The 20,409-nt window shown below is 43.9% G+C and carries 17 protein-coding genes; all 17 read left to right on the plus strand.

From position 1 onward, the window contains the following. Window positions 1-3: 3 nt before the first annotated feature. Window positions 4-1,005: a glycosyltransferase family A protein gene (locus VNN20_13430; GenBank protein HWP93189.1), complete on the plus strand. Its 1,002-nt coding sequence runs from the start codon at window positions 4-6 to the stop codon at window positions 1,003-1,005. A gap of 54 nt (window positions 1,006-1,059) precedes the next feature. Beyond that, a complete protein-coding gene (locus tag VNN20_13435; GenBank protein HWP93190.1) occupies window positions 1,060-2,331 on the plus strand; it encodes a glycosyltransferase family 4 protein in 1,272 nt (423 codons plus the stop codon). Between the two features lie 209 nt (window positions 2,332-2,540). Next, window positions 2,541-5,237, plus strand: a complete 2,697-nt coding sequence (locus tag VNN20_13440) for a trifunctional glycosyltransferase/class I SAM-dependent methyltransferase/polysaccharide deacetylase (GenBank protein ID HWP93191.1) — start codon at window positions 2,541-2,543, stop codon at window positions 5,235-5,237. A 220-nt stretch (window positions 5,238-5,457) separates the two neighbouring features. Beyond that, complete coding sequence (locus VNN20_13445; GenBank protein ID HWP93192.1) at window positions 5,458-6,552, plus strand: hypothetical protein; 1,095 nt, start codon at window positions 5,458-5,460, stop codon at window positions 6,550-6,552. Between the two features lie 26 nt (window positions 6,553-6,578). Further along, window positions 6,579-7,514, plus strand: coding sequence for a glycosyltransferase family A protein (locus VNN20_13450; protein ID HWP93193.1), 936 nt, complete (start codon window positions 6,579-6,581; stop codon window positions 7,512-7,514). A 230-nt stretch (window positions 7,515-7,744) separates the two neighbouring features. Beyond that, window positions 7,745-8,779 carry a polysaccharide deacetylase family protein gene (locus VNN20_13455; GenBank protein HWP93194.1) on the plus strand — a complete coding sequence of 345 codons (1,035 nt, stop codon included), beginning with the start codon at window positions 7,745-7,747 and terminating at the stop codon, window positions 8,777-8,779. Beyond that, on the plus strand, window positions 8,760-9,698 hold the full coding sequence (locus VNN20_13460; GenBank protein ID HWP93195.1) for a glycosyltransferase: 939 nt from the start codon (window positions 8,760-8,762) through the stop codon (window positions 9,696-9,698). The genes VNN20_13455 and VNN20_13460 overlap by 20 nt, the downstream gene beginning before the upstream one ends. A 97-nt stretch (window positions 9,699-9,795) precedes the next feature. Further along, window positions 9,796-10,821, plus strand: a complete 1,026-nt coding sequence (locus VNN20_13465; protein ID HWP93196.1) for a glycosyltransferase family 2 protein — start codon at window positions 9,796-9,798, stop codon at window positions 10,819-10,821. Window positions 10,822-10,846: 25 nt separating this feature from the next. Continuing rightward, window positions 10,847-11,848: a glycosyltransferase family 4 protein gene (locus VNN20_13470; GenBank protein HWP93197.1), complete on the plus strand. Its 1,002-nt coding sequence runs from the start codon at window positions 10,847-10,849 to the stop codon at window positions 11,846-11,848. Window positions 11,849-12,158: 310 nt separating this feature from the next. Further along, complete coding sequence (locus VNN20_13475) at window positions 12,159-13,352, plus strand: glycosyltransferase family 4 protein (GenBank protein HWP93198.1); 1,194 nt, start codon at window positions 12,159-12,161, stop codon at window positions 13,350-13,352. A gap of 347 nt (window positions 13,353-13,699) precedes the next feature. Beyond that, window positions 13,700-15,571, plus strand: a complete 1,872-nt coding sequence (locus VNN20_13480; protein ID HWP93199.1) for an FAD-dependent oxidoreductase — start codon at window positions 13,700-13,702, stop codon at window positions 15,569-15,571. A gap of 156 nt (window positions 15,572-15,727) precedes the next feature. Next, a complete protein-coding gene (locus tag VNN20_13485; protein ID HWP93200.1) occupies window positions 15,728-16,054 on the plus strand; it encodes a hypothetical protein in 327 nt (108 codons plus the stop codon). Between the two features lie 70 nt (window positions 16,055-16,124). After that, window positions 16,125-16,922: a class I SAM-dependent methyltransferase gene (locus VNN20_13490; GenBank protein ID HWP93201.1), complete on the plus strand. Its 798-nt coding sequence runs from the start codon at window positions 16,125-16,127 to the stop codon at window positions 16,920-16,922. Window positions 16,923-16,971: 49 nt separating this feature from the next. Then, window positions 16,972-17,514 (plus strand): nitroreductase family protein, encoded by a 543-nt coding sequence (locus tag VNN20_13495; protein ID HWP93202.1) that lies wholly within the window; start codon window positions 16,972-16,974, stop codon window positions 17,512-17,514. After that, on the plus strand, window positions 17,501-18,718 hold the full coding sequence (locus VNN20_13500; protein ID HWP93203.1) for a hypothetical protein: 1,218 nt from the start codon (window positions 17,501-17,503) through the stop codon (window positions 18,716-18,718). The genes VNN20_13495 and VNN20_13500 overlap by 14 nt, the downstream gene beginning before the upstream one ends. Then, a complete protein-coding gene (locus VNN20_13505; GenBank protein HWP93204.1) occupies window positions 18,705-19,655 on the plus strand; it encodes a LeuA family protein in 951 nt (316 codons plus the stop codon). The genes VNN20_13500 and VNN20_13505 overlap by 14 nt, the downstream gene beginning before the upstream one ends. A 157-nt stretch (window positions 19,656-19,812) precedes the next feature. Further along, window positions 19,813-20,409 (plus strand): cobalamin-dependent protein (locus VNN20_13510; protein ID HWP93205.1); only part of this gene is annotated, 597 nt, incomplete at its 3' end.

The raw sequence follows: 20,409 nt of genomic DNA on the forward strand, positions 1-20,409 counted from the left end.
AAAATGCGTAGCCAGCCCCTGGTATCTGCCATCATTATCTTTTTCAATGCCGAGAAATTCCTAGAGGAAGCCATAGAGAGCATTTTTGCCCAGACCTATGACAACTGGGAATTGTTACTCGTGGATGACGGTTCGACCGACGGAAGCAGCAGAATCGCCTTAAATTATGCCGAGCAACACCCCGATAAGGTGTTCTATCTTGAACATGAAGGGCATCAAAACCGAGGAATGAGTACTTCCCGCAATCTAGGAATAAGACACGCCAGAGGTGAGTATATAGCTTTCCTGGATGCAGATGATGTATGGTTCCCTGAAAAACTAGAAGAGCAAGTAGCCATCCTCAACTCTAACCGAAGGGCGGCAATGGTTTATGGGCGCACCCTGATTTGGCGTACCTGGATGAAAGACCCCGCAAACAAACAACGTGATTTCATGTTTGACCTAGGGCTGCAGCCAAATACTTTAGTCAAGCCACCTATACTGGTCCTTCTTTTGCTGCAAGGTAAATATCAAACACCAACCACCTGCAACGCCATGATAAGACGAGAAGTATTCGAGGAGATAGGGGGATTCATAGAGGACTTTCGGGGCATGCATGAGGACCAGGTCTTTTTTGTAAAACTTGGCCTGAAGCTTCCTGCATTTGTAGCAAATGAATGCTGGGCTAAGTACAGACAGCACCCGGATAGCTGTTGTGCCATTGCCGAGAAAAATGGAGAATCTGATTCCGCCTGGTTGAATTTTTTAGACTGGATAAGAGGCCACTTAATCGAGCAGGGCGTGACCGACAGAAGAGTATGGAGTGCTTTAAAGAAGGCGTGGCGGCCGGTCCCATACCAGGCTTCTCACGGCATTTTAGGCCTCTTTCAGAATCTTAAATGGCACACAGAAAGAAAGCTGATATGGATAGCCCTGGGAGTAGCTAAATGGACATTGCCCGCTCCTGCCTACCGCTGGATTCAGATGAAACGGGGGATCATTTTGCCAGATACCATAAAAAACTAACAAACTTTACGTAGACATCTTTAAGATTTACTAATCATAAGGTTATTTCCCACGATGAAAATCGCCTTTATTAGCTATGAATATCCTCCAGACGCCGCCTATGGCGGTATTGGAACTTATGTGTACCAAGCAGCCAGAATGTTGAAGGAGCGAGGCCATCATGTAGAGGTATTTACCAGCAGCCCGTACCGCTCCGGAAGCGAGACTGAGGATGGTGTAATAGTTCACCGAGTCTTGGAAAAGGAACAACAAAACTTCTCTACACCGATCGGTCAAATCTTCGCAAACCGTAACGCCGCTGTGCAATTTGACGTGCTTGAAGGGCCGGACTACGCTGCCGATGCCAGAGAAGCCGTTCGGCTCGTTCCTGAGATACCGTTAGTGATTAAGCTGCACACTCCCTCCATTGTGCTATTCAGGCTCAACTTCTACAAACCAGAATCCTCTTTTCTGAGAAAGTCTCGGCTCTACGTAAAATCAATACTTAAAGGTGTAAAACATTCTTGGGGGTATGATCCAGACATTGAGGCTTACCGTTTATACACCTTGAAGGCTGATGAGATAGAGCGCTCGCATGCGCTTGATGCGGATGAGATTGCTACGCCCTCCAGAGCATTGGGAAACATAATGATTAAAGAATGGGGTATCGATGAGACAAAAGTCTCCCACGTCCCTTATCCTTATATTCCTACAGACAAGTTGCTTAATATACCAGTGGATACAAATACAAATGTTGTTACTTTCTTAGGTAGGCTTGAAATACGTAAAGGAGTACTTGACTTGGCAAAGGCTATTCCAATCATTTTACAACGTTACCCTCGGGTCAAGTTTCGTTTTGTTGGCTCATCCGAGCCTTCACCTAAACCAAATGTACCTATGCAACAATACTTGGAACATGCGTTACAGCGTTACAATAAATCGGTCGAGTTTACCGGCTTTGTACCGCCTGAAAGTGTTCTTGACATCTTAGCCGACACAGATATATGCGTTTTTCCCAGCATTTGGGAGAACTTCCCCTGCGTGTGCTTAGAAGCAATGGCCGCGGCCCGTGGAATTGTTGGAAGTCAGGCGGGAGGTATGGTTGATATGTTAGACGCTGGCCGGGTAGGCAAACTTATTCCCCCTCTCAGCCCCGAAAGAATTGCGGAAGCGGTAATAGAGTTATTAGAAGACCCGAGCTTGCGTATGGCACTGGGACAGGCCGCTCGTGAACGCCTGCTTTCCGAGTACAATATTAATCGTATAAGTACACTTCAGGAAGCCAGTTACACGCGTGCTATTATCCGAAGACGAAGCATGGGAACCCGCTTTAGGAAAGTCTCCTAATGAGGGTTTGTAGTTCGGTTATCGTGAAACTAAATAGAAAGCACATTAAATGAACAAAATCATATTAAATAATCGTCTCTGGTGCCTACACCTTACCACTTGGGTTATGTTCTAAATTTTTGTTCCGTCTTTGTTGAGTTTACTTTGCACACCATAATTAATTCGCTGATTATAAATTTCCGTTTCAGCATATAATCGAAGTTTCAAGAATGAACGTATCAGTTATCATCGCCGCCCACAACGCTGAGGACACTATAGCAGAGACCCTTCAGTCTCTACTCAACCAGAGCTTTCCGCACTGGGAGGCAATAGTGGTCGACGACGGGTCGAGTGATGGCACCGAAAATGTTGTGAAAGGCTTTGTGGAGCGAGATGCTCGCTTTCGGCTTTTAAAACAACAGCAGATGGGGGTGAGCATAGCCAGAAATAACGGTATCAAACTGGCCCGTTCTGACTGGCTAGTTTTCTTAGATTCCGATGACTGGATTTTCCCCAGTCATTTAGAACGCTTGACCGGGCTAATCGAGGCTGACCCGACCCTGGACGTTGCCTATTGCGGCTGGGCCTATTTCACACCCGATGGTGAGCGAGTATTTGAAGAGTTTTATGGTAAAACCGGAGACTTGTTTGCTGACTACACCGCCTCTTGCGTCTCCGTATTACACACCTACATCGTTAGACGCTCTCTAGTCATAGCCGTTGGAGGCTTTGACCCCACTTACCGCACTTGTGAGGATTGGGATCTCTTCCAGCGAATTGCCCGAACTGGAGCACGTTTTGGGGGAATTGGAGAAACCCTAGCAGCTTACCGAATGCGGCCCGGATCTGCTACATGTAACAGTCTACAATTACTCAAAGATGGTATACGGGTCTTGAATCAGGGGCACGCACCGGACCCTCGCCTCGCCCAGCTCCATATTCCTTACCCTGAGGGTTTACCCAAGGAACAACTGATAAAAAACAAGTTTGACTTACTCTCCGCCTGTGCTGGATATGCAATTGGAAGCGGGTATGATGCAAGGCCATTACTCGAAGAGCTAAAAGGTGAGAAATGTTTAACGCTTAACCCCAATGAAGCAGCTAACTGCATCTTCCGACATGCCATGGTATCTGCATCCAGGCCTAGAAGCGAGTGGTACAAGCTTTGGACGGGCTTTGAAGATAAAGTAAAAGATTTTCTAGACGCGTTAGAAGCTCATACCGGTACTCCGGGGCTGGCTGGTCATGCACTCTGGTTTAGCAAAAATCTGGTGATGAGATATGCAAAAGACCCTGGGCTCGGGCGGCGCCTCGGATCCTTACAAGCACATTTGATTCTGTGTATATCAAGTTCGATCAAAGAAACAGCTCGGAGACTCCATAAAGCCAAACAAATTTTGAAACGCTCCTCCCGGGTGGCTCTGCTGATGATTCCTGAACTGAAACACATTTCCAAGAATATGAGGGGCCTCCTCAAACCAAGGAAAAAGGAAAACCCAGCTCTATCCAGGGAAAAGAGCAACCCCAAAGCTCACTTTGAGGAACTCTTTTCAAAAAGTCCCGACCCCTGGAATTATACAAATCCTTATGAGCAAACCAAGTATGAACAAACATTGAGTTTGATCCCGGATGAGCCGATCGAAAAAGCCCTAGAGCTAGCCTGCGCAGAGGGGCACTTCACCGTACAGCTTGCACCCCGCGTCAAACATCTGCTGGCCGCTGACATATCACAAATCGCTCTTCGCCGTGCCGCCGATCGTTGTAATAACCTTAAAAACGTGGCTTTCCAGTGTCTTGATATCACAAAGGACCCAATTCCCGGACAATTTGACCTGATAGTTTGCAGTGAAGTCCTATATTTCGTCGGTGATCAAAAGAAACTAAGGACCACAGCAGAGAAGCTGGCAAACTGCTTAAATCCTGGAGGATACCTACTGATGGCCCATGCAAATCTAATCGTGGATGAGCCCAATCAACCCGGATTTAATTGGGACCATGCATTCGGAGGAAAGGTTATCGGCGAGACATTCGCCCGTCACCATAATCTGGAATTTAGAAAAGAACTGCGTACGCCCCTCTATCGTATCCAACTCTTTCAGCGTAAGGACCACATTAACTTTTTTTCACGCAACTGTGCCCCAAAGGCCATTGAACTCGCCCAGCACGGACCACTGCCGTCTAAGGTAGCCACGCAGGTTTTGTGGAACACGGATAAACTCCCGATTCTCATATATCGACGCGTGGGACCGATTAAGTCAGATACTCAGAATTACTCCACAGTCACGCCCGAGGCGTTTGAGGAACAACTGTGTTACTTACGTGACACTGACCACGAGAGTATCAGTTTATATGAATGGCTTTATGCCGTGCATAGCAAAACCCCGCTAACAGGTCGAAAGGTAGTGATAACTTTTGACGAAGGTTGTCAAGATTTCCTAACCTATGCCTGGCCTTTGTTGAAAAGATATGGTTTCTCGGCTGTTGTCTTCCTCATCACAGGCCAAATTGTAAGATCTAATAGCCAACATCAAAATCACCAAAAAGAAGTTACGCCACTTTCTTGGAAAGAAATCCGTCAACTCCAGTCCGAGGGTATCACTTTTGGCTCCTATTCCGTCAGCCATCCTGATCTTACCTCAATATCCCTGAAAAAGGCACTCTGGGAAATTAGGAGATCCCGAGCCACACTTGAGAGGGAATTAGGCACATATATATCCTACTTCGCTTATCCCTATGGCAAATTCAACCGGTTGATTGAATACTTAGTCGGAATCAGCGGCTACGATTTTGGCCTATCCTCGGAACCAGGTCTATGCACGATGAGTCATTCCTTGCTGGCATTACCCCGCATCGAGGTTAAGGGCTCGGATAGTATAGAGGATTTTGCGGCAAAGCTCTGGGATATTTCTCCAGATAAAAAAGCTTAGATATTTTAGCACCAGCAGATTTAGTTGATTCAAGTCTAAAAGTCATTTCGAACAAATATCGTGATCTTATTTCAAAATATTCACCGTTTATTTTTATAATGGGGAACACACTGTAAAACATTGCTAAAAGCAAGATTTATTCATGGAGATCGCTGTCAATTTTTAAGATGCACCGTATCTTTAGAATTTAATTAAATTTTCGTGTCAGTTTCTTGAATAAATGGAAAAGTTACTCCAAAAATCCTTATTATCAAGCTACTCTCTGTTTGGATTGGCATTGGCGTCAATATTGGGCTCATTATATTCAGATCCGATTTTTTTGCGAAACCTTTTCTTGGCATTGGGTAGCCTTTTATTCTTAATTGCCATACTAAGACTCAACTCACAAAACCGAGAACAAGAGCCAAACACCAGATTCACAACATCAACAGACTGGGGCATAATTGACTTATCAGTTGAAGAGACCAATAAACGAACCATATTATCTTTAACCGTTAAGGAATTAATTCTGTGGCTTCTTCTCTTAGCTTCTTTTTTTTCTCTGTTCCTTCTTGTTTTCTACCCACGCCGCTACGACCTATTAAGTAGAGAGGATTATATCGTAGAAACGGTTACAGCTACCCTTTTATTCATTAGCTGTGGGATTTTTATACGGATAATGGCCAAGCTGATGCATTTTTATAAACCTAGTAACATTTTCGTCATCACCACATTGGTTTTGGCACTAATTCTATTTTTGGATGGAATGGAGGAAGTTTCTTGGTTTCAACGGGTTTTCAATATTAAAACCCCTCAAGAATTCTCCGGTAATGTGCAGGGAGAATTAAATATCCACAATTTTGCGACTGGCTTTTCTCATAAGGCCTATTTTTTTGGTGCATTCTGCCTTTTTATTTTCCTGCCTTTTTTGAAAGCTGAGACATCATTACTAGGAAAAAAGATATTTTCATTCTTTTTACCCAGTCGATTCTTGATATTTACAGGTACTCTATTCATGGCTTATGATTTCGATGCTTATTTTTCCAATCCGTTACCACAATTCACATACCTAGTTACACTGTTTATTCTTATTTATTACACATGGCGTCTGCGCTCTGTAGACATGACTTTTTTGCTGCCTATCCTCGTTATATACTATTTACTAGCTCCTTTTGTATTCTCCAATTTCGCGTTTCAACTTGGCGTGAATGCCTGGAGGATAGGTGAATACAAAGAACTTTCCATCAGTGTCTGTTTTCTACTATATTCTTTAGAAATACTTTCTAAAGGTAAACCACTTGAATCTATAGATTTACCAAAGTCTACCTGGTCATGAAAGATAAACCGCTTGTGTCTGTTATTATGATTTTTTTAAACGCCGAGAAGTTTATGGAGGAGGCTATAAAAAGCGTATTCGCTCAGACCTATGACAACTGGGAGCTGCTGCTAGTAGACGACGGGTCAACCGACGGCAGCTCTGCCATTGCTCAGCGGTATTCAGAAAAATATCCGAAAAAGGTGCGCTATCTGGAACATGACGGGCATCAAAACAGGGGCAAGAGCATATCTCGCAACCTAGGCATTAGCAATTCCAGGGGTGATTATATCGCTCTCCTGGACGCTGACGATGTATTCTTACCACAAAAACTGGAGCAACAGGTCGAAATATTGGAATCCATGCCCGAAGCGGCTATGCTATATGGGCGTACCCATCATTGGTATAGCTGGACAGACAACCCGGGAGATGCAAGGCTTGATTACCTCCAGAAACTCGCTGTTCCTCCCGACACATTAGCTATGCCGCCGACTCTTCTCATTCGTTATTTGGAAGACCCTCATAAGTATCCATGCACCTGTAGCGTTTTGATAAGAAAAGATGTGTTCAAAGATGTGGGAGGATTTGAAGAAACCTTCCGAGATTTATATGATGACGTAGTTTTTTTCGTCAAGGTTTTCCTGAAAGCACCAGTGTTTGTTGCAGACGCATGCTGGAGTAGGTATCGATTGCACTCATCCGAGCGCTTTTCTTCCAGCTACTACCGGGCAATAAAGGCTGGACAATGGCACCCTTTTCTGCCAAATCCGTCAAGATTGACTCTATTGAATTGGTTAGAAGGGTATTTATTAGAACAAGAAATAAAAGACATCAGAGTCTGGAATGCTCTTCGGAGAGTTCAAAGGCCTTATCGCTATCCCCATTTCTATCGAATGCTGGGCCTCCTCAGGAACCTGATAAGACAGATGAAAGTCCGTTACTTGAAACTAAGAGGGCAAGACATCTTACCCATAAAATTATAGTTTTCTATTTTGGAAGTTTTTGCCACTTAAAAAAATAGTAAATTAATATGTCCAGATTGTGTATTGCACACAAGAGTCCAGTTAATAAGTAGTAAGTTTTTTCTTTTCCGCCCGTATTATTGTAAGATCGAGTTAAGGCACTAAAACCCGCAATTGCACACCACTTAATCGAAAATATTTGCATCAGGTGATAAAAATTATCATGCTGGCCACAAATCAGAGGAGATAGGATGAAAAAGACTGAAACCAGACGGGTGCAGCGAGCTATCGAGTGGTTCAGTGATAGGTTTACGGTAAAAGGGCTTATTTTGATGTACCACAGTATAAACGAGTGGGGCTCAGACCCATGGTCGCTATCCGTGACCCCTGATCACTTTGCCGAACATCTTGAAGTTTTACAAAAGTACGGCCGCCCGATGCAACTTAGGCAATTTATACGAAAGTATAGATTTGGAATTGCTCCTCGAAACGTTATCGTTATAACCTTTGACGACGGTTATGCCGATAACCTAATCAATGCCAAACCGTTGCTGGAGCTCTATAATATCCCCGCAACGGTCTTTCTCACTACCGGCTATATTGGAAGCGAATACGAATTCTGGTGGGACGAACTAGATGGGTTATTTTTGCAACCCGGCAAATTGCCAGAGGTACTTTGTTTAAATATTGATGGAAAAAGCTATGAGTGGAAATTAAACAACGGAGGCTACTACAGTGAGGAAGAGTATCATAACAGCCGAAACCTAAAACCCTGGGATGGAAACCCTGGCTCCCGACACCATCTCTATTACTCAATTTGGCAACTATTAAGGTCTTTACCACATGACGAGCAAAGAAGGACAATGGATGAAATACTGAATTGGGCTTCTATCGAACCAACAGTTCGCCCAACCCATCGTCCTCTCAATCTAGAGGAAGTTTTTGATTTATCGCAGGGAGAGCTTATCGAAATCGGCTCACATACCGTAACCCACCCGTTTCTGTCCTTGCACACTTTAGCTTCTCAGCAAAATGAAATAAAGAAGGGCAAGGATAAACTGGAACACATATTGGGCCGCCCGGTAACCAGTTTTGCATATCCACACGGAGATTACACGGAAGAGGCAATCGCTCTTGTTCGTCAGGCCGGGTTTGCCTGTGCCTGTTCCACAATCGCCGATGTGGTATGGTGGCATACAGACCGTTTTCAATTGCCTCGTGTTCAAGTAGAGGACTGCGACGGCGAAGAATTTGAAAATAAGCTCTATGAATGGTTCAACGGCTGAAATGATGAATACCAAGCCATTAGTTTCTGTCATCACCATATTTTACAACGCAGAAAAATTCATCGATCAGGCAATTAAAAGCGTTTTTTTCCAGACCTATGATAACTGGGAGCTCTTGCTGGTAGACGACGGCTCGTCCGACAGCAGCAGTGAAATTGCCAAGAGCTATGCAGAGAGCTACCCAGAAAAGGTACATTGCTTGGAGCATCAAGACCGTCAGAACAAGGGCATGAGCACTTCCCGCAATCTCGGCGTCAGCAAGTCTCATGGTGATTATATTGCTTTCCTTGACGCCGACGACATATTCCTGCCACAGAAACTGGAGCGACAGTTAGAGATCCTCATCTCACATCCCGAAGCCGAGATGGTCTGCGGGCCTACGGAATGGTGGTACAGCTGGACCGGAGACCCCCAGGATGCCAAGCTTGATTATAAAAGGGGAATTAGCCCCCAGTATAACGTATTATTCAAACCACCGGCATTTCTTAAGCTCCTACTCAGGACTAAAGCTAGAACACCAGCCACCTGCGCCATCCTGGCACGTCGCCGTCTCTTCGATATTACCGGAGGCTTCGAGGATAGCTTCCATAGCATGTACGAAGACCAGGCCTTTTTTTTCAAGGTTTTTCTTAAGACCCCTGTGTTCGTGGCCAGTGAATGTTGGGACAGGTATCGCCAGCATTCTGATTCCTCTTGTTCCGTGGCATTGAATTCGGGACTATATCACCCGGATATGCCCAATGTCGCTCATTTAAATTTCCTGAACTGGTTTAAAGAATATCTATCGGAGCAAGGAATAGATGACCGAGAAATCGCGATTCTGCTGAGAAAAAAATTTCTGAGATATCGTTATCCAAATCTATTCAGATTGCTGAACTACTCGTTAAGATTATTGCCCAAGAATTGGTTTAGTTTGTGAATCCGGGTAGAGCATCGGTCTGAACTGAGGTAATTTTAATGATAACTCTATCCATTTTCTAATACCAAACATAATACTTCCGCAAAAGGGTATTGACTTGGCCACTCAACCTCTTATATCTGTCATCATCTTGACATCTAGATGGGAAGAAAAAGAAAATGTGTTAGACCGATGTCTTGAAGGGCTATATGGCCAGACCTTCAGAGAATTCGAAATTATTTTGGTATGCAACGGTCTAAAAAAGAGCCAGACAAGTGAAATTAGGAACAAACACCCGAAGGTGAAGATAATAGAAAATGAAAAAAACAACGGTTGTGCCGGTGGGAGAAACCAAGGAATCAAGGAATCTATGGGTGATTACATAGTTACGCTCGACGATGACATGGTTCCGGATAGGCATTGGCTAGAAGAACTCATGAGATGTGTATTGGTAGACGGAAAAATAGGGATGCTGGCTTCCAAAGTATTATTCAGCTCTGACCCAGACATCATAGATTGCGCGGGGGTAGAAATTAGCAAGGATGGTAACGTGTACGGCAGAAAGGGCATGACCAGAGATGCTGGGGATTCTGAGCAATTTGAAGAGGTCTTCTGTCCTTCTGGCGGTGCCGCCTTTTATAAAAGGGAGATCTTCGAAGAAGTAGGGTTATTCGATGAGGATTTCTTTATCTATTACGAGGAAGTCGACTTGGCATTTCGGGCGCGACTGGCCGGCTGGAGATGTTTATACGTTCCAAAAGCAATTCTATTTCACCAACATGGCTGGTCGTTAGGCCATGAATCGAGCGGCAAGATCTTTCTTCTTGAAAGGAACAAAATTCTAACCATATTAAAGAATTGGCCCCTAAAGCAGATGATTTATTATGCTCCTCTAATCGTTACTTATGACTTACTGGCAGATGGCTACTATATATTAAAAAAGAACGACCTATCCAGGCTAAAAGCCAAGGTCAGCGCATTAAAACAACTGCCGCGGGTCTTAAAGGAGCGGGACAAAATCCAGAGTAGCAGGAAGATTTCTTCCGTGGAGATGGATAAACTCTGGGGGCCTTACTATTCCCCTTGGTTTATATATCAGCGCCGCCGCCGATTGAACCGCATTTTGCAGGGGAAAAATAGCTGATTGCTCATATCATTCACCAAAAAGCATGAAAATTCTCTATTTTACCCATAGAGGCCAGTTGCTGACGGGCTCTGGAACATACCGTGACATCCTGCTGCATGAGATGGGTAAGAGACATGACATTGGGATTTATTCAACACCTGAGGATTTAAAGGAGGAATGGGACATTGGCCACGTATTGGACCTGAAGCACGCAAACCCGAAATGCTGGCAAGATGTAAGCTTTCCGGTTCTTGTGGATATACATGATTACTATTGGACTAAGTTTCATTACTTTCCCTGCCCCGATCTTCCGCTCAGATTTGTGCTTCAAAAAATAAGAAAGTGGCGCTATACCAAAATTCTAAGCAGGGCTCAGGCAATCATTGTTCATTCCGAATACGTGAAGAACACAATTTGCCATCCAAACATATTCGTGGTCAGACTAGCCATTGACCCGAACAACTATACCAGACCTTCTAATCAGCAGGATAAGAACTTAATTTTATTCGTCGGACGGGACTATTTTAGAAAAGGCCTACCCACCTTAATAAAGGCTTTGCCCTTGGTGCTAAAAGAGATTCCGGACGTCAGAGTGGTAGTAATCGGCCCGGAATATCTTCATTCGAGATTAGCGGCTAAATTCATCACCGGAAATCTACCCGTAAAGTTTATCAACGGTCTTCCTCCGGAGGAGATTAAAAAATATTTTTATCAAGCCAACTTACTTGTCCTCCCTTCCGAGATCGAAGCCTCCGGTATAGTGCTGCTTGAGGCTATGGCCGCAGGACTACCCATCGTCGCCACCAGAGTCGGGGGTATTCCGGAGATTATCCAGGACGGTATAAATGGCATACTGGTGGAGAGAGGAGATAATCGACAACTTGCCAGGAGTATAATCGAAGTCCTCCGAAATAAGATAATCCGGGACCAGAGAAACCACCCAAACTGGGAAGACATGTTTAATCCTGCCAAGATGGTGGAATCTATAGAATCGGTTTATCAACAAATCAGGGAGAGTCTAAACGCTGTAAAAAATAAGCACTAACTCACCCGGTAACAGAATACGATCCGTTCTGGTAGTCCTTTGAGTCTAAAGCCGGTTTGAATATCCGATTTATGATAGTATATATAGGTCAAAAGGCTTATCTTGTCGTTAACATAAACCCATTTCTCCTTAAAAAACTGACAAAAGTCCAATATTCTCTCTTCAGTTTTATCCAGATAATTTTCACAGATGAATAGGATTGAGTCTCGCTCTAAACCAAAAATTGAAGTTCGATGATAGGCAATCAGTTCTGAGAGAAAAACCAAAGATCACAGGTAACAACAATTTATTAAACATTAGCAAGCGTTCAATGAAAATCTTAATGATCGCCCCAACCCCTTTTTTCTCCGATAGAGGATGCCACGTAAGAATATATGAAGAGGCAAAACACCTGGCATCGATGGGGAATAATGTCACTATTTGCACGTATCATATTGGAAATGATATCCCCGGTTTGGATATTAGACGGATTATAAATATTCCTTGGTACAACAAGACCTCAGCCGGCCCTTCTATCCACAAAATTTATTTGGACCTTTTACTTTTACTCAAATCCGTATTAGCAATCCATCAAACAAAACCCGATATCATACATGCGCATTTACACGAAGGCGTTTTGATTGGCAAAATTTGCAGCCTGATTTTCCGTATTCCTCTAGTGTTTGATGTACAAGGAGAATTCACCAGCGAAATAAGAGCGCATAAGTTTTTGCACCGGTATCCTTTTCTACAAAAAGTTATGTACAAGATTTTATTGATCGTAGAATGGGGATCTTATAAAGTGGCAAATGCGTTGTTGGTGAACTCCAGTTTTATGGCCAATCGTCTTAAAAAGGACAACGGTATCAGTAAAGATAAAATTTTTGTTGTCCTGGATGCCGCAGGCTTACCAAACGAAAATTCCTCGAACAAAACCCAATATCTAGCCGACAAACTAAGGATACCGACCAATAAAAAAATAGTTGTTTATCTGGGATTGCTGACCGAATATCAAGGAGTAGATCTTTTACTTCAGGTTATTAAATCTATGACCGAAAAGAGAGACGACGTACATTTCCTCATAATGGGTTTTCCCTCCGAAGAAAAATACCAAAAAATTGCGCAGGATTTGAAAATTTCAGAATATATAACCTTTACCGGGAGAGTTCCCTATTGGGAAATATATGACTACCTAGCCCTGGGGACAATAGCCGTATCCCCTAAACTCCTGGATTTGGGCGGAGAGGCTAACATCAAGCTCTACAATTACATGGCTGCAGGTTTGCCCAGCGTTGCCTTTGACTACATAGTAAATAGAGAGATCCTCGGCGACCTGGGATTATATGCCCGGCCAAAAGACCCAGTTTCGTTCGAGAGCTGTATATGCAAACTGCTTGATGACCAAGAATTAAGGCTCAACATAGTTGGGAAATTAAAGGAAATAAACATCGATAACTACTCATGGCGCAACTCTATTAGCCAATTGCTGCGAGCTTATCTTTATGTTAGAGAAACTAAGAAATGATCCCCGTATTTTACTAAGTTATGAACTAACCTCAAGATATTGTTAACCAATACCTTATCCATCCCCTGAACACCTAGCTTCTTTAGAGACAGAGGCAAAGCAAGGCCTGCCGCGATTACTTCACCAAAAGAAGGTTCTGCTTAGTCTTTCACCTCCAAACACCTAAAACCATAGTTTTAATGCATCTTATTCTAGTTAATACCAGTAGGTCCTCGAAAAAACTATCACAGTCCAATTGATTTTTTAGCCCAATCATGTTAAGTCTGTAACTCACATAGCGGAGCTGTATTTTGTGACGTAAATTAAGAGAATTTCCTTCTACACCGCACCTGCCAGAAGATACGGATATGATAGAATCCTTTGAATCAACAAAAGCTAAAAAAACGGTGATCATAGGCGCTGGCCCGGCTGGCCTCACTGCCGCTTATGAGCTATGTAAAGCCGGTATGGAATCCGTCGTACTGGAAAAGGACGACATCGTTGGAGGAATCGCCAGAACCGTCAACTACAAGGGCTACCATTTTGATATCGGCGGGCATCGCTTTTTTACCAAGGTCAAGGCAGTCGAGAACATGTGGCACGAAGTCTTGGGAGAAGACTTTCTAGTATGCAATCGTCTCTCCCGAATTTATTACGACAAGAAGTTCTTCTATTACCCTCTAAGGGCGTCTAACGCCCTATTTGGTCTCGGAATGTGGAACAGCTTTCTCATAGTTCTTAGCTACATCAAGGCCCAATTATTTCCAGACAAACCCGAGGAAACGCTCGAACAGTGGGTCTCTAACCGCTTTGGAAGGCGGCTTTACCAGATATTCTTTAAAACCTATACGGAGAAGGTCTGGGGAATACCCTGCAGGGAAATAAGGGCAGAGTGGGCGGCCCAGAGGATTAAAGGACTCTCCCTATTGACCGCTCTCCGGAATGCACTTTTGAACTCCAATAACGGAGAAGTTATTAAAACCTTGATTGACTCTTTTCATTACCCTAAGCTGGGGCCGGGCATGATGTGGCAGAGGGTATCCGATATGATAAATCAGCAAGGAGGGAAAGTTCAATTAGGGACCGAAGTAGCTAAAATTCTCTGGGAAAAGAATAGGGTGGTCGCAATAGAGGCGAGAAGAAACGGACAAAAAGAGCTGATAACCGGAAGCCATTTCATCAGCAGTATGCCCGTAAGGGAGTTGTTCGAGAAATTCGAGCCCGCGGTTCCTGAGCATGTGCTCAAGGCAGCAACCAACCTTAACTACAGGGACTTTCTCACCGTAGTGCTAATCATCAATAAGCCCGACGTATTCCCGGATAACTGGATTTACATTCACGACCCCGACGTAAAAGTAGGCCGGATTCAGAACTTCAAGAACTGGAGTCCCTATATGGTCCCAGACCACAATAAAACCTGTCTTGGCCTTGAGTATTTCTGCTTCAAAGGAGACGGGATGTGGTCCATGGCCGACGAGAAGCTAATTGAGCTTGGGAAACGCGAATTAGATATCCTGGGATTGGTTCGGGCGTCAGAAGTCGAGGATGGAACCGTGGTCAGAATGCCCAAGGCCTATCCGGTTTACGACTCCACCTATCAGGAATCACTCCGAGTTATTCGTAGTTTTCTTGATTCTATAGAGAATTTGCAATTAGTGGGTAGAAACGGTATGCATAAATACAATAACCAAGACCACTCCATGCTGACGGCGATGCTGGCGGTCAAGAATATTTTAGGAGCTAATTACGACCTCTGGCAGGTAAATGTAGACCAGGAATATCATGAAGAGATCAGGTATAACGATAAGGAGGAACAATACAGCCAATTCACCCTCCTCTCTTCCACCCAGCCCAAAGTGCCTGTAAAAACGGCTATTCAGCCAAAAGAGCCTCTCTTTGATGAAGTTATACTTAGAACATTTGCAAAAATGGACAAGCTTGCCTTTGCCATTGCCGTAGGGACAGCCTGCGCATTAGTCATTTTCTTAGCCACTTTTTACTTGATCGTCAGAGGAAATGAGGTCGTAGACCCCGGTCTTAGGCTTCTGGGGCAGTATTTTATAGGTTACACCGTAAGCTTTCAGGGAGCTTTCATCGGGATGGGCTATAGCTTCCTTTGGGGATTTATCTTCGGATGGCTGTTTGCTTATCTTAGAAACCTTTTACTCGGCTTCTTCGTCTTTAGAACCAGAAAAAAAGCGGAATCCTTGTCACTGAAGGACTTATTAGATTACATCTGACCTAAGGTTCATCGCAGAATCTGTCCACTTGATTGGGTTTCAAAAGGCTTAGGCCGAAGTGATTGTGATAAGGATTTAAGCAAGTACAAGACCTGAGGCAAGAGACCTTTTCTGCTTTCTTGGCAACAAAATAAACCATGAATCCTGGAGACACAAATGGCCAACGGCCTGCCGGACGATGAGAAGCTTTTAAGGGCAGTTGTTCGACTAAATTCAAAGATGCTGGGCTTAATTCTGGGAATTCTCTTTGGCCTGGCTATTTTCATCGCCACTAATTGGCTCTTGATTAAGGGGGCGTATATAGACCCAAACGGCAAGCAGGTAATAGGACCGCATTTACAGCTCCTCGACCAGTTCTTTATTGGATATAAGGTTTCATTCTTGGGAAGCATCGTTGGATTTCTATATGGTTTCGCTATAGGCACGTTCAGTGGCACGTTAATAGGCTGGGTCTATAATAAGATCGTTGACTTGAGGAATTGAGAAACCTTCTGAGCCAAAAATAAAGTCCTGAAGAACAGTCCGATATCAGGTCCTGCTTTAATTTAGTTAAATGGGCAAAGATCTTCTGATAGGAGCCTCTGACTATTATGAACGTCTCTATGAGGTCGAAGAAGTCCACTGGTGGTATAGGGGTATATACGAAGCGGCTCGTCGGGTTCTAAACACATATTACAGAAAAGCTAAGGGACTGCATATTCTCGATGCTGGATGCGGAACCGGGTTTACCCTTACTTGGTTGGAACGGCACGGCTCTCCCATAAGAGGCGTAGGAATAGATATATCATGGGATGCTTTTCAGTTCTGTCGAAGTAGAGGACAGCGCATCCTTTCCCAGGCCTCTGTGTTAGAATTGCCGTTCAAGGACGATTTGTTCGACCTAGTCGTATGTAAAGCCGTTATTCAACACCTTCCGGGAGAGGGATCTGATAAAGTAGCACTAAAAGAATTTTATAGGGTATTGAATCCAGGTGGGTGTCTGCTATTAATAACTAGGTCGAGCCAAAAAACCGGGGAAGAAGATAAGCCCGCGATTTATAGAAGGTATAGTCTTGATGAAGTGCGGGATAAGGTTGTGGAGGCAGGTTTTCATATTCTTAAATTGAGTCACTTTAACATATTAGGGGCCATCATTCTCACCGTCAGACGTTACTTGAGGCACGGAAGGAAAGATTACGAGCACTATGGTTATAGTTTACCGCACCGACACCCACCATATCTGCAATGGCTAAATACCCTTTTGTACTGGGTAACGAAGGGTGAAGCGTGGTTTATTTCTAGGCCTTTTGTGACATCTTCATTCGGACAAACGATTGTTGTCTTGGCCAAAAAACCTGCTTCGGGCCATTAAGTACCGTAGCCACCAGATTATATTGAGACCGATCCGAAGATAATAAAAAATGGAACTAGACAAAACCATCAAAGAAAGGCGAGCAATCAGGAAATACAAGGTAAAGGGAATCCCCGATTCGGTTGTGATAGAGTTGCTGGACTTGGCTAGGTATGCGCCCTCTTCTCTTAACGGCCAGCCGTGGCACTTTATCGTCGTTAAAAAAGATGAGACCAAAAAACGAATGTCAGAGTTAAAGAACAAATACTGCCCGCCGGAAAAAAGGGCTTACAAAGCAGATTTCCTACAGAATGCACCCGTACTCATAGTAGTCTGTGTTGATAGGCAAAGATCGTATGGCCGGGAAGTAGAAAATGGCGTTCTAGCCGCAGCTAATATACTCATGGCAGCAGGCAGCAGAGGCTTAGGGTCTGTATATATGACCGCATATAACACTGAAGAGCCAAGGATGTCCGAAGAAATTAAGCGGATTCTGGCTATACCTCAACACGTTGACCCCATTGCCATCATTCCGTTAGGCTATCCGGATGAAACACCGGAGACCAAAGAACTCCGACCGCTTGAGGAAATAATCCACTATGAAACATTCTAAACCGAATTTCGATAAATGCATCGATACAAGATATGATTCCCAAACTAGTATGGTGTGTAGATATAGAAACGCACTCCGGTTTGAAAGGTCTGATGAGGAAGATTTCCTTTACAAAGAACTGCTCAAAGAAACGAGTATAAAGGAAGGAGCAAGAATATTTCCTCATCTCGTATACAAAGGGGTTGAAATCCACATCCTAGATGAAACCTCTTTGATGCATACTAAAACTATAAAGTCTATCGACGGATGCATTACCATTGCCAAATGTAAACTAAAGGGCTATGGTCGGGTGGTTTTCGAGTCTGGCGGAAATACCGGAACTGCTCTAACCGAATATGGCCAAAAAGCGGGCCTGGAAACATTCTTTTTTATTCCAGAGGAGAACCTCTATTTACTAGACAGCAGAGTGTTTGCACCTAAAAGAGCGCATCTGATTTCGGTTGTCGAACCCAAACTCGTCAAAAGAGCTGCTCATTTATTTGAACTATCCAATGGTCTTAAGCATATTCCTCAGACCGCTTGGCGGTATGAGGCTTCCAAATTTAGGGGTTTTTTCATCCTAGAATACCTGCTTGAGGGAAAAAAGTTCGATTGGATAGCTCAAGCCATAAGCGCAGCCTTCGGTCCTATTGGGATTTATCTGGTATTAATGGATTTTGTAGAGGAAATCGGATGCCTGCCCAAGTTCTTAGGTGTTCAGCAAGAGGCCAACTGTCCTATGTATAACGCATGGAAATCGAAAAAGACAATGATAGAACCGCCGGAGATAAATTCCACAGCGCCGTTGCTGAGCAAAGTCATGTATGATGTCAAACCACACACCTACGGAACATATAAAGATTTAACCGACATACTAATTAACACGAAAGGAGATTTGACCACTATTAACCATTCCGAATTTGCCGATTTTTTGGAAAGAAATTTCGATGGAAGAAATATTTTAGATTTACTCAAGGATAATGGGGTGGAAATTACGGTAACTGATGGAGAAGTGGTGGAAAAAACCGGTTTGATGGCGTTGGCCGGGACAGTAAAAGAGATAGATAACGGCAATATAGAGAGAGGAAGTAAGGTGCTATGCTGTTTAACCAGTGGCATAAGCAAAGCCGACGGCAGGGCTAAACCTGAATACAGAATCCCGAGCTTAGAGATTATGATAAATGACTATGGCAGGATGGTATTTGGCCAAGATGGAAATGGTTGATTCTTCTAAGGAAATAATAATAAAGGATTCGACCTTGAGGGAAGGGTTGGATGTTCCTAATGTCAGCTTTTCACCGGAACAAAAACTAAAAATTGCAAAATTGCTGGATAAAGCTAATGTGCCTGAAATTGAGGTTGTAGCTCCGAGCAGAGTCCTCGAGGATTTAGAATTTGTTAAAAGCTTAAGAGAAGAAGGATTAAAATTAAGAACATCTGGTTTGATATATTCCTACGACCCCGGTTGCCGAGAAGAAATAGAGGAAGCAAGCAGATACCTAAACCGGTTCGACCTCTTAATGCCCGTTTCCTTCAGAAGAAAACCCCACGATAGGGATGCCAAAATGAAACTTTTACTGGATTCGCTCGCTTATTCTTTAAACTATAATTCGGAGGTCGGAGCAGGTTTTCCTCACTCCATGCAAACGGAATTTGAATTTTTACTCGAAATAAGCAAAGAAGCGGCTAACGTCGGAGCTAATAGAATCACGATATATGACACTAACGGCGGCTCTGACCCATTTACCGTCTATGAATTGATCAAACAGCTAAAAAAGGTGCTGGAGGTTTCCATATTTTTTCATGGGCACAATGACCTGGGCTTGGCAACTGCAAATTCTCTGGCCGCCGTCTTTGCCGGAGCCGACGGTCTAGACGTAACAGTGAACGGTCTCGGGGATAGAGCAGGAAATGCCTCCCTGGAGCAAGTTGTCCTGAGCCTTCATCTTAAGGGCTTCAATACCAGGGTAGAAATTGGAGATTTGAGACTATTATCCAGGTCAGTTGAAGAGGAAAGCGGTGTCTCTTTGTCCAAGCTCACCCCTATTGTCGGAGAATATATCTTTAGTCATAAGTCACCGAGCCATTTGGAAAATCCCGGTTTATTCGAAGCCTTCGACCCGGAAATCGTTAATTCTTACAGGAAATTAAGTAAATCGTAAAAATTAATGCAAAGTAATTTAAGCTCTGTTCAAATCTAAGTGAAAGATACTTCAAACTGGCATCTGATGTGTAATCCCGCGCATACTTTTTTACCTTTATGAAATAGGGCATGGACTTTGTCTCTAGCAAATAGTACAATCAGAAAAAGAGGATATAATGGACGTCTTATTGTTTAATCCCGCACCCAGAAGCGGATGGCAGGCGCAAAGACGGGTAGAAGTCCCGCTGAGCTTACTCTGCACGGCTACCCCTCTGGCCAGGCAAGGATACCGCATCAAGATCATAGACCAATTCGCAAACCCCAATTGGAAGAGGGAATTCACCGATGCACTTAAAGAAAAACCGATCTGCTTCGGTGTGACCTGCATGACCGGCCCACAGATTCTACGTGCATTGGAAGCATGCGAGCAGTTCAGGGAACGCCATCCTGATGTCCCCATAGTTTGGGGTGGAATTCATGCCAGCCTTTTGCCTCAACAGACCCTAGAGAATCCTTATGTGGATATAGTAGTGGTAGGCGAGGGCGAAGAGACATTTAAGGAACTAGTCAAGGCCCTGGAGTCAGGTGCGCCTCTTAACCTTGTAAAAGGTATATGTTTCAAAGAATATAAAAACGGGAACAACGGTAAATCGGAGGAGAGCCAAACGCTTACCCATAATCAGTCCTCCGACCTGAGGGTTCTGGGAACTCATGAGAAAAACGAACCGGTTACCATAAATTCCAGGGGCGGTTATAAAGTCCGCTGGACCGGT

The sequence above is a fragment of the Thermodesulfobacteriota bacterium genome (assembly GCA_035559815.1).
Taxonomy (GTDB): Bacteria; Desulfobacterota_D; UBA1144; order Nemesobacterales; family CSP1-2; genus DATMAT01.

Coding starts and splice junctions, on each gene's coding strand:
- VNN20_13430 (HWP93189.1), top strand. CDS start 4: ATGCGTAGCCAGCCCCTGGTATCTGCCATCATTATCTTTTTCAATGCC.
- VNN20_13435 (HWP93190.1), top strand. CDS start 1,060: ATGAAAATCGCCTTTATTAGCTATGAATATCCTCCAGACGCCGCCTAT.
- VNN20_13440 (HWP93191.1), top strand. CDS start 2,541: ATGAACGTATCAGTTATCATCGCCGCCCACAACGCTGAGGACACTATA.
- VNN20_13445 (HWP93192.1), top strand. CDS start 5,458: ATGGAAAAGTTACTCCAAAAATCCTTATTATCAAGCTACTCTCTGTTT.
- VNN20_13450 (HWP93193.1), top strand. CDS start 6,579: ATGATTTTTTTAAACGCCGAGAAGTTTATGGAGGAGGCTATAAAAAGC.
- VNN20_13455 (HWP93194.1), top strand. CDS start 7,745: ATGAAAAAGACTGAAACCAGACGGGTGCAGCGAGCTATCGAGTGGTTC.
- VNN20_13460 (HWP93195.1), top strand. CDS start 8,760: ATGAATGGTTCAACGGCTGAAATGATGAATACCAAGCCATTAGTTTCT.
- VNN20_13470 (HWP93197.1), top strand. CDS start 10,847: ATGAAAATTCTCTATTTTACCCATAGAGGCCAGTTGCTGACGGGCTCT.
- VNN20_13475 (HWP93198.1), top strand. CDS start 12,159: ATGAAAATCTTAATGATCGCCCCAACCCCTTTTTTCTCCGATAGAGGA.
- VNN20_13480 (HWP93199.1), top strand. CDS start 13,700: ATGATAGAATCCTTTGAATCAACAAAAGCTAAAAAAACGGTGATCATA.
- VNN20_13485 (HWP93200.1), top strand. CDS start 15,728: ATGGCCAACGGCCTGCCGGACGATGAGAAGCTTTTAAGGGCAGTTGTT.
- VNN20_13490 (HWP93201.1), top strand. CDS start 16,125: ATGGGCAAAGATCTTCTGATAGGAGCCTCTGACTATTATGAACGTCTC.
- VNN20_13495 (HWP93202.1), top strand. CDS start 16,972: ATGGAACTAGACAAAACCATCAAAGAAAGGCGAGCAATCAGGAAATAC.
- VNN20_13500 (HWP93203.1), top strand. CDS start 17,501: ATGAAACATTCTAAACCGAATTTCGATAAATGCATCGATACAAGATAT.
- VNN20_13505 (HWP93204.1), top strand. CDS start 18,705: ATGGAAATGGTTGATTCTTCTAAGGAAATAATAATAAAGGATTCGACC.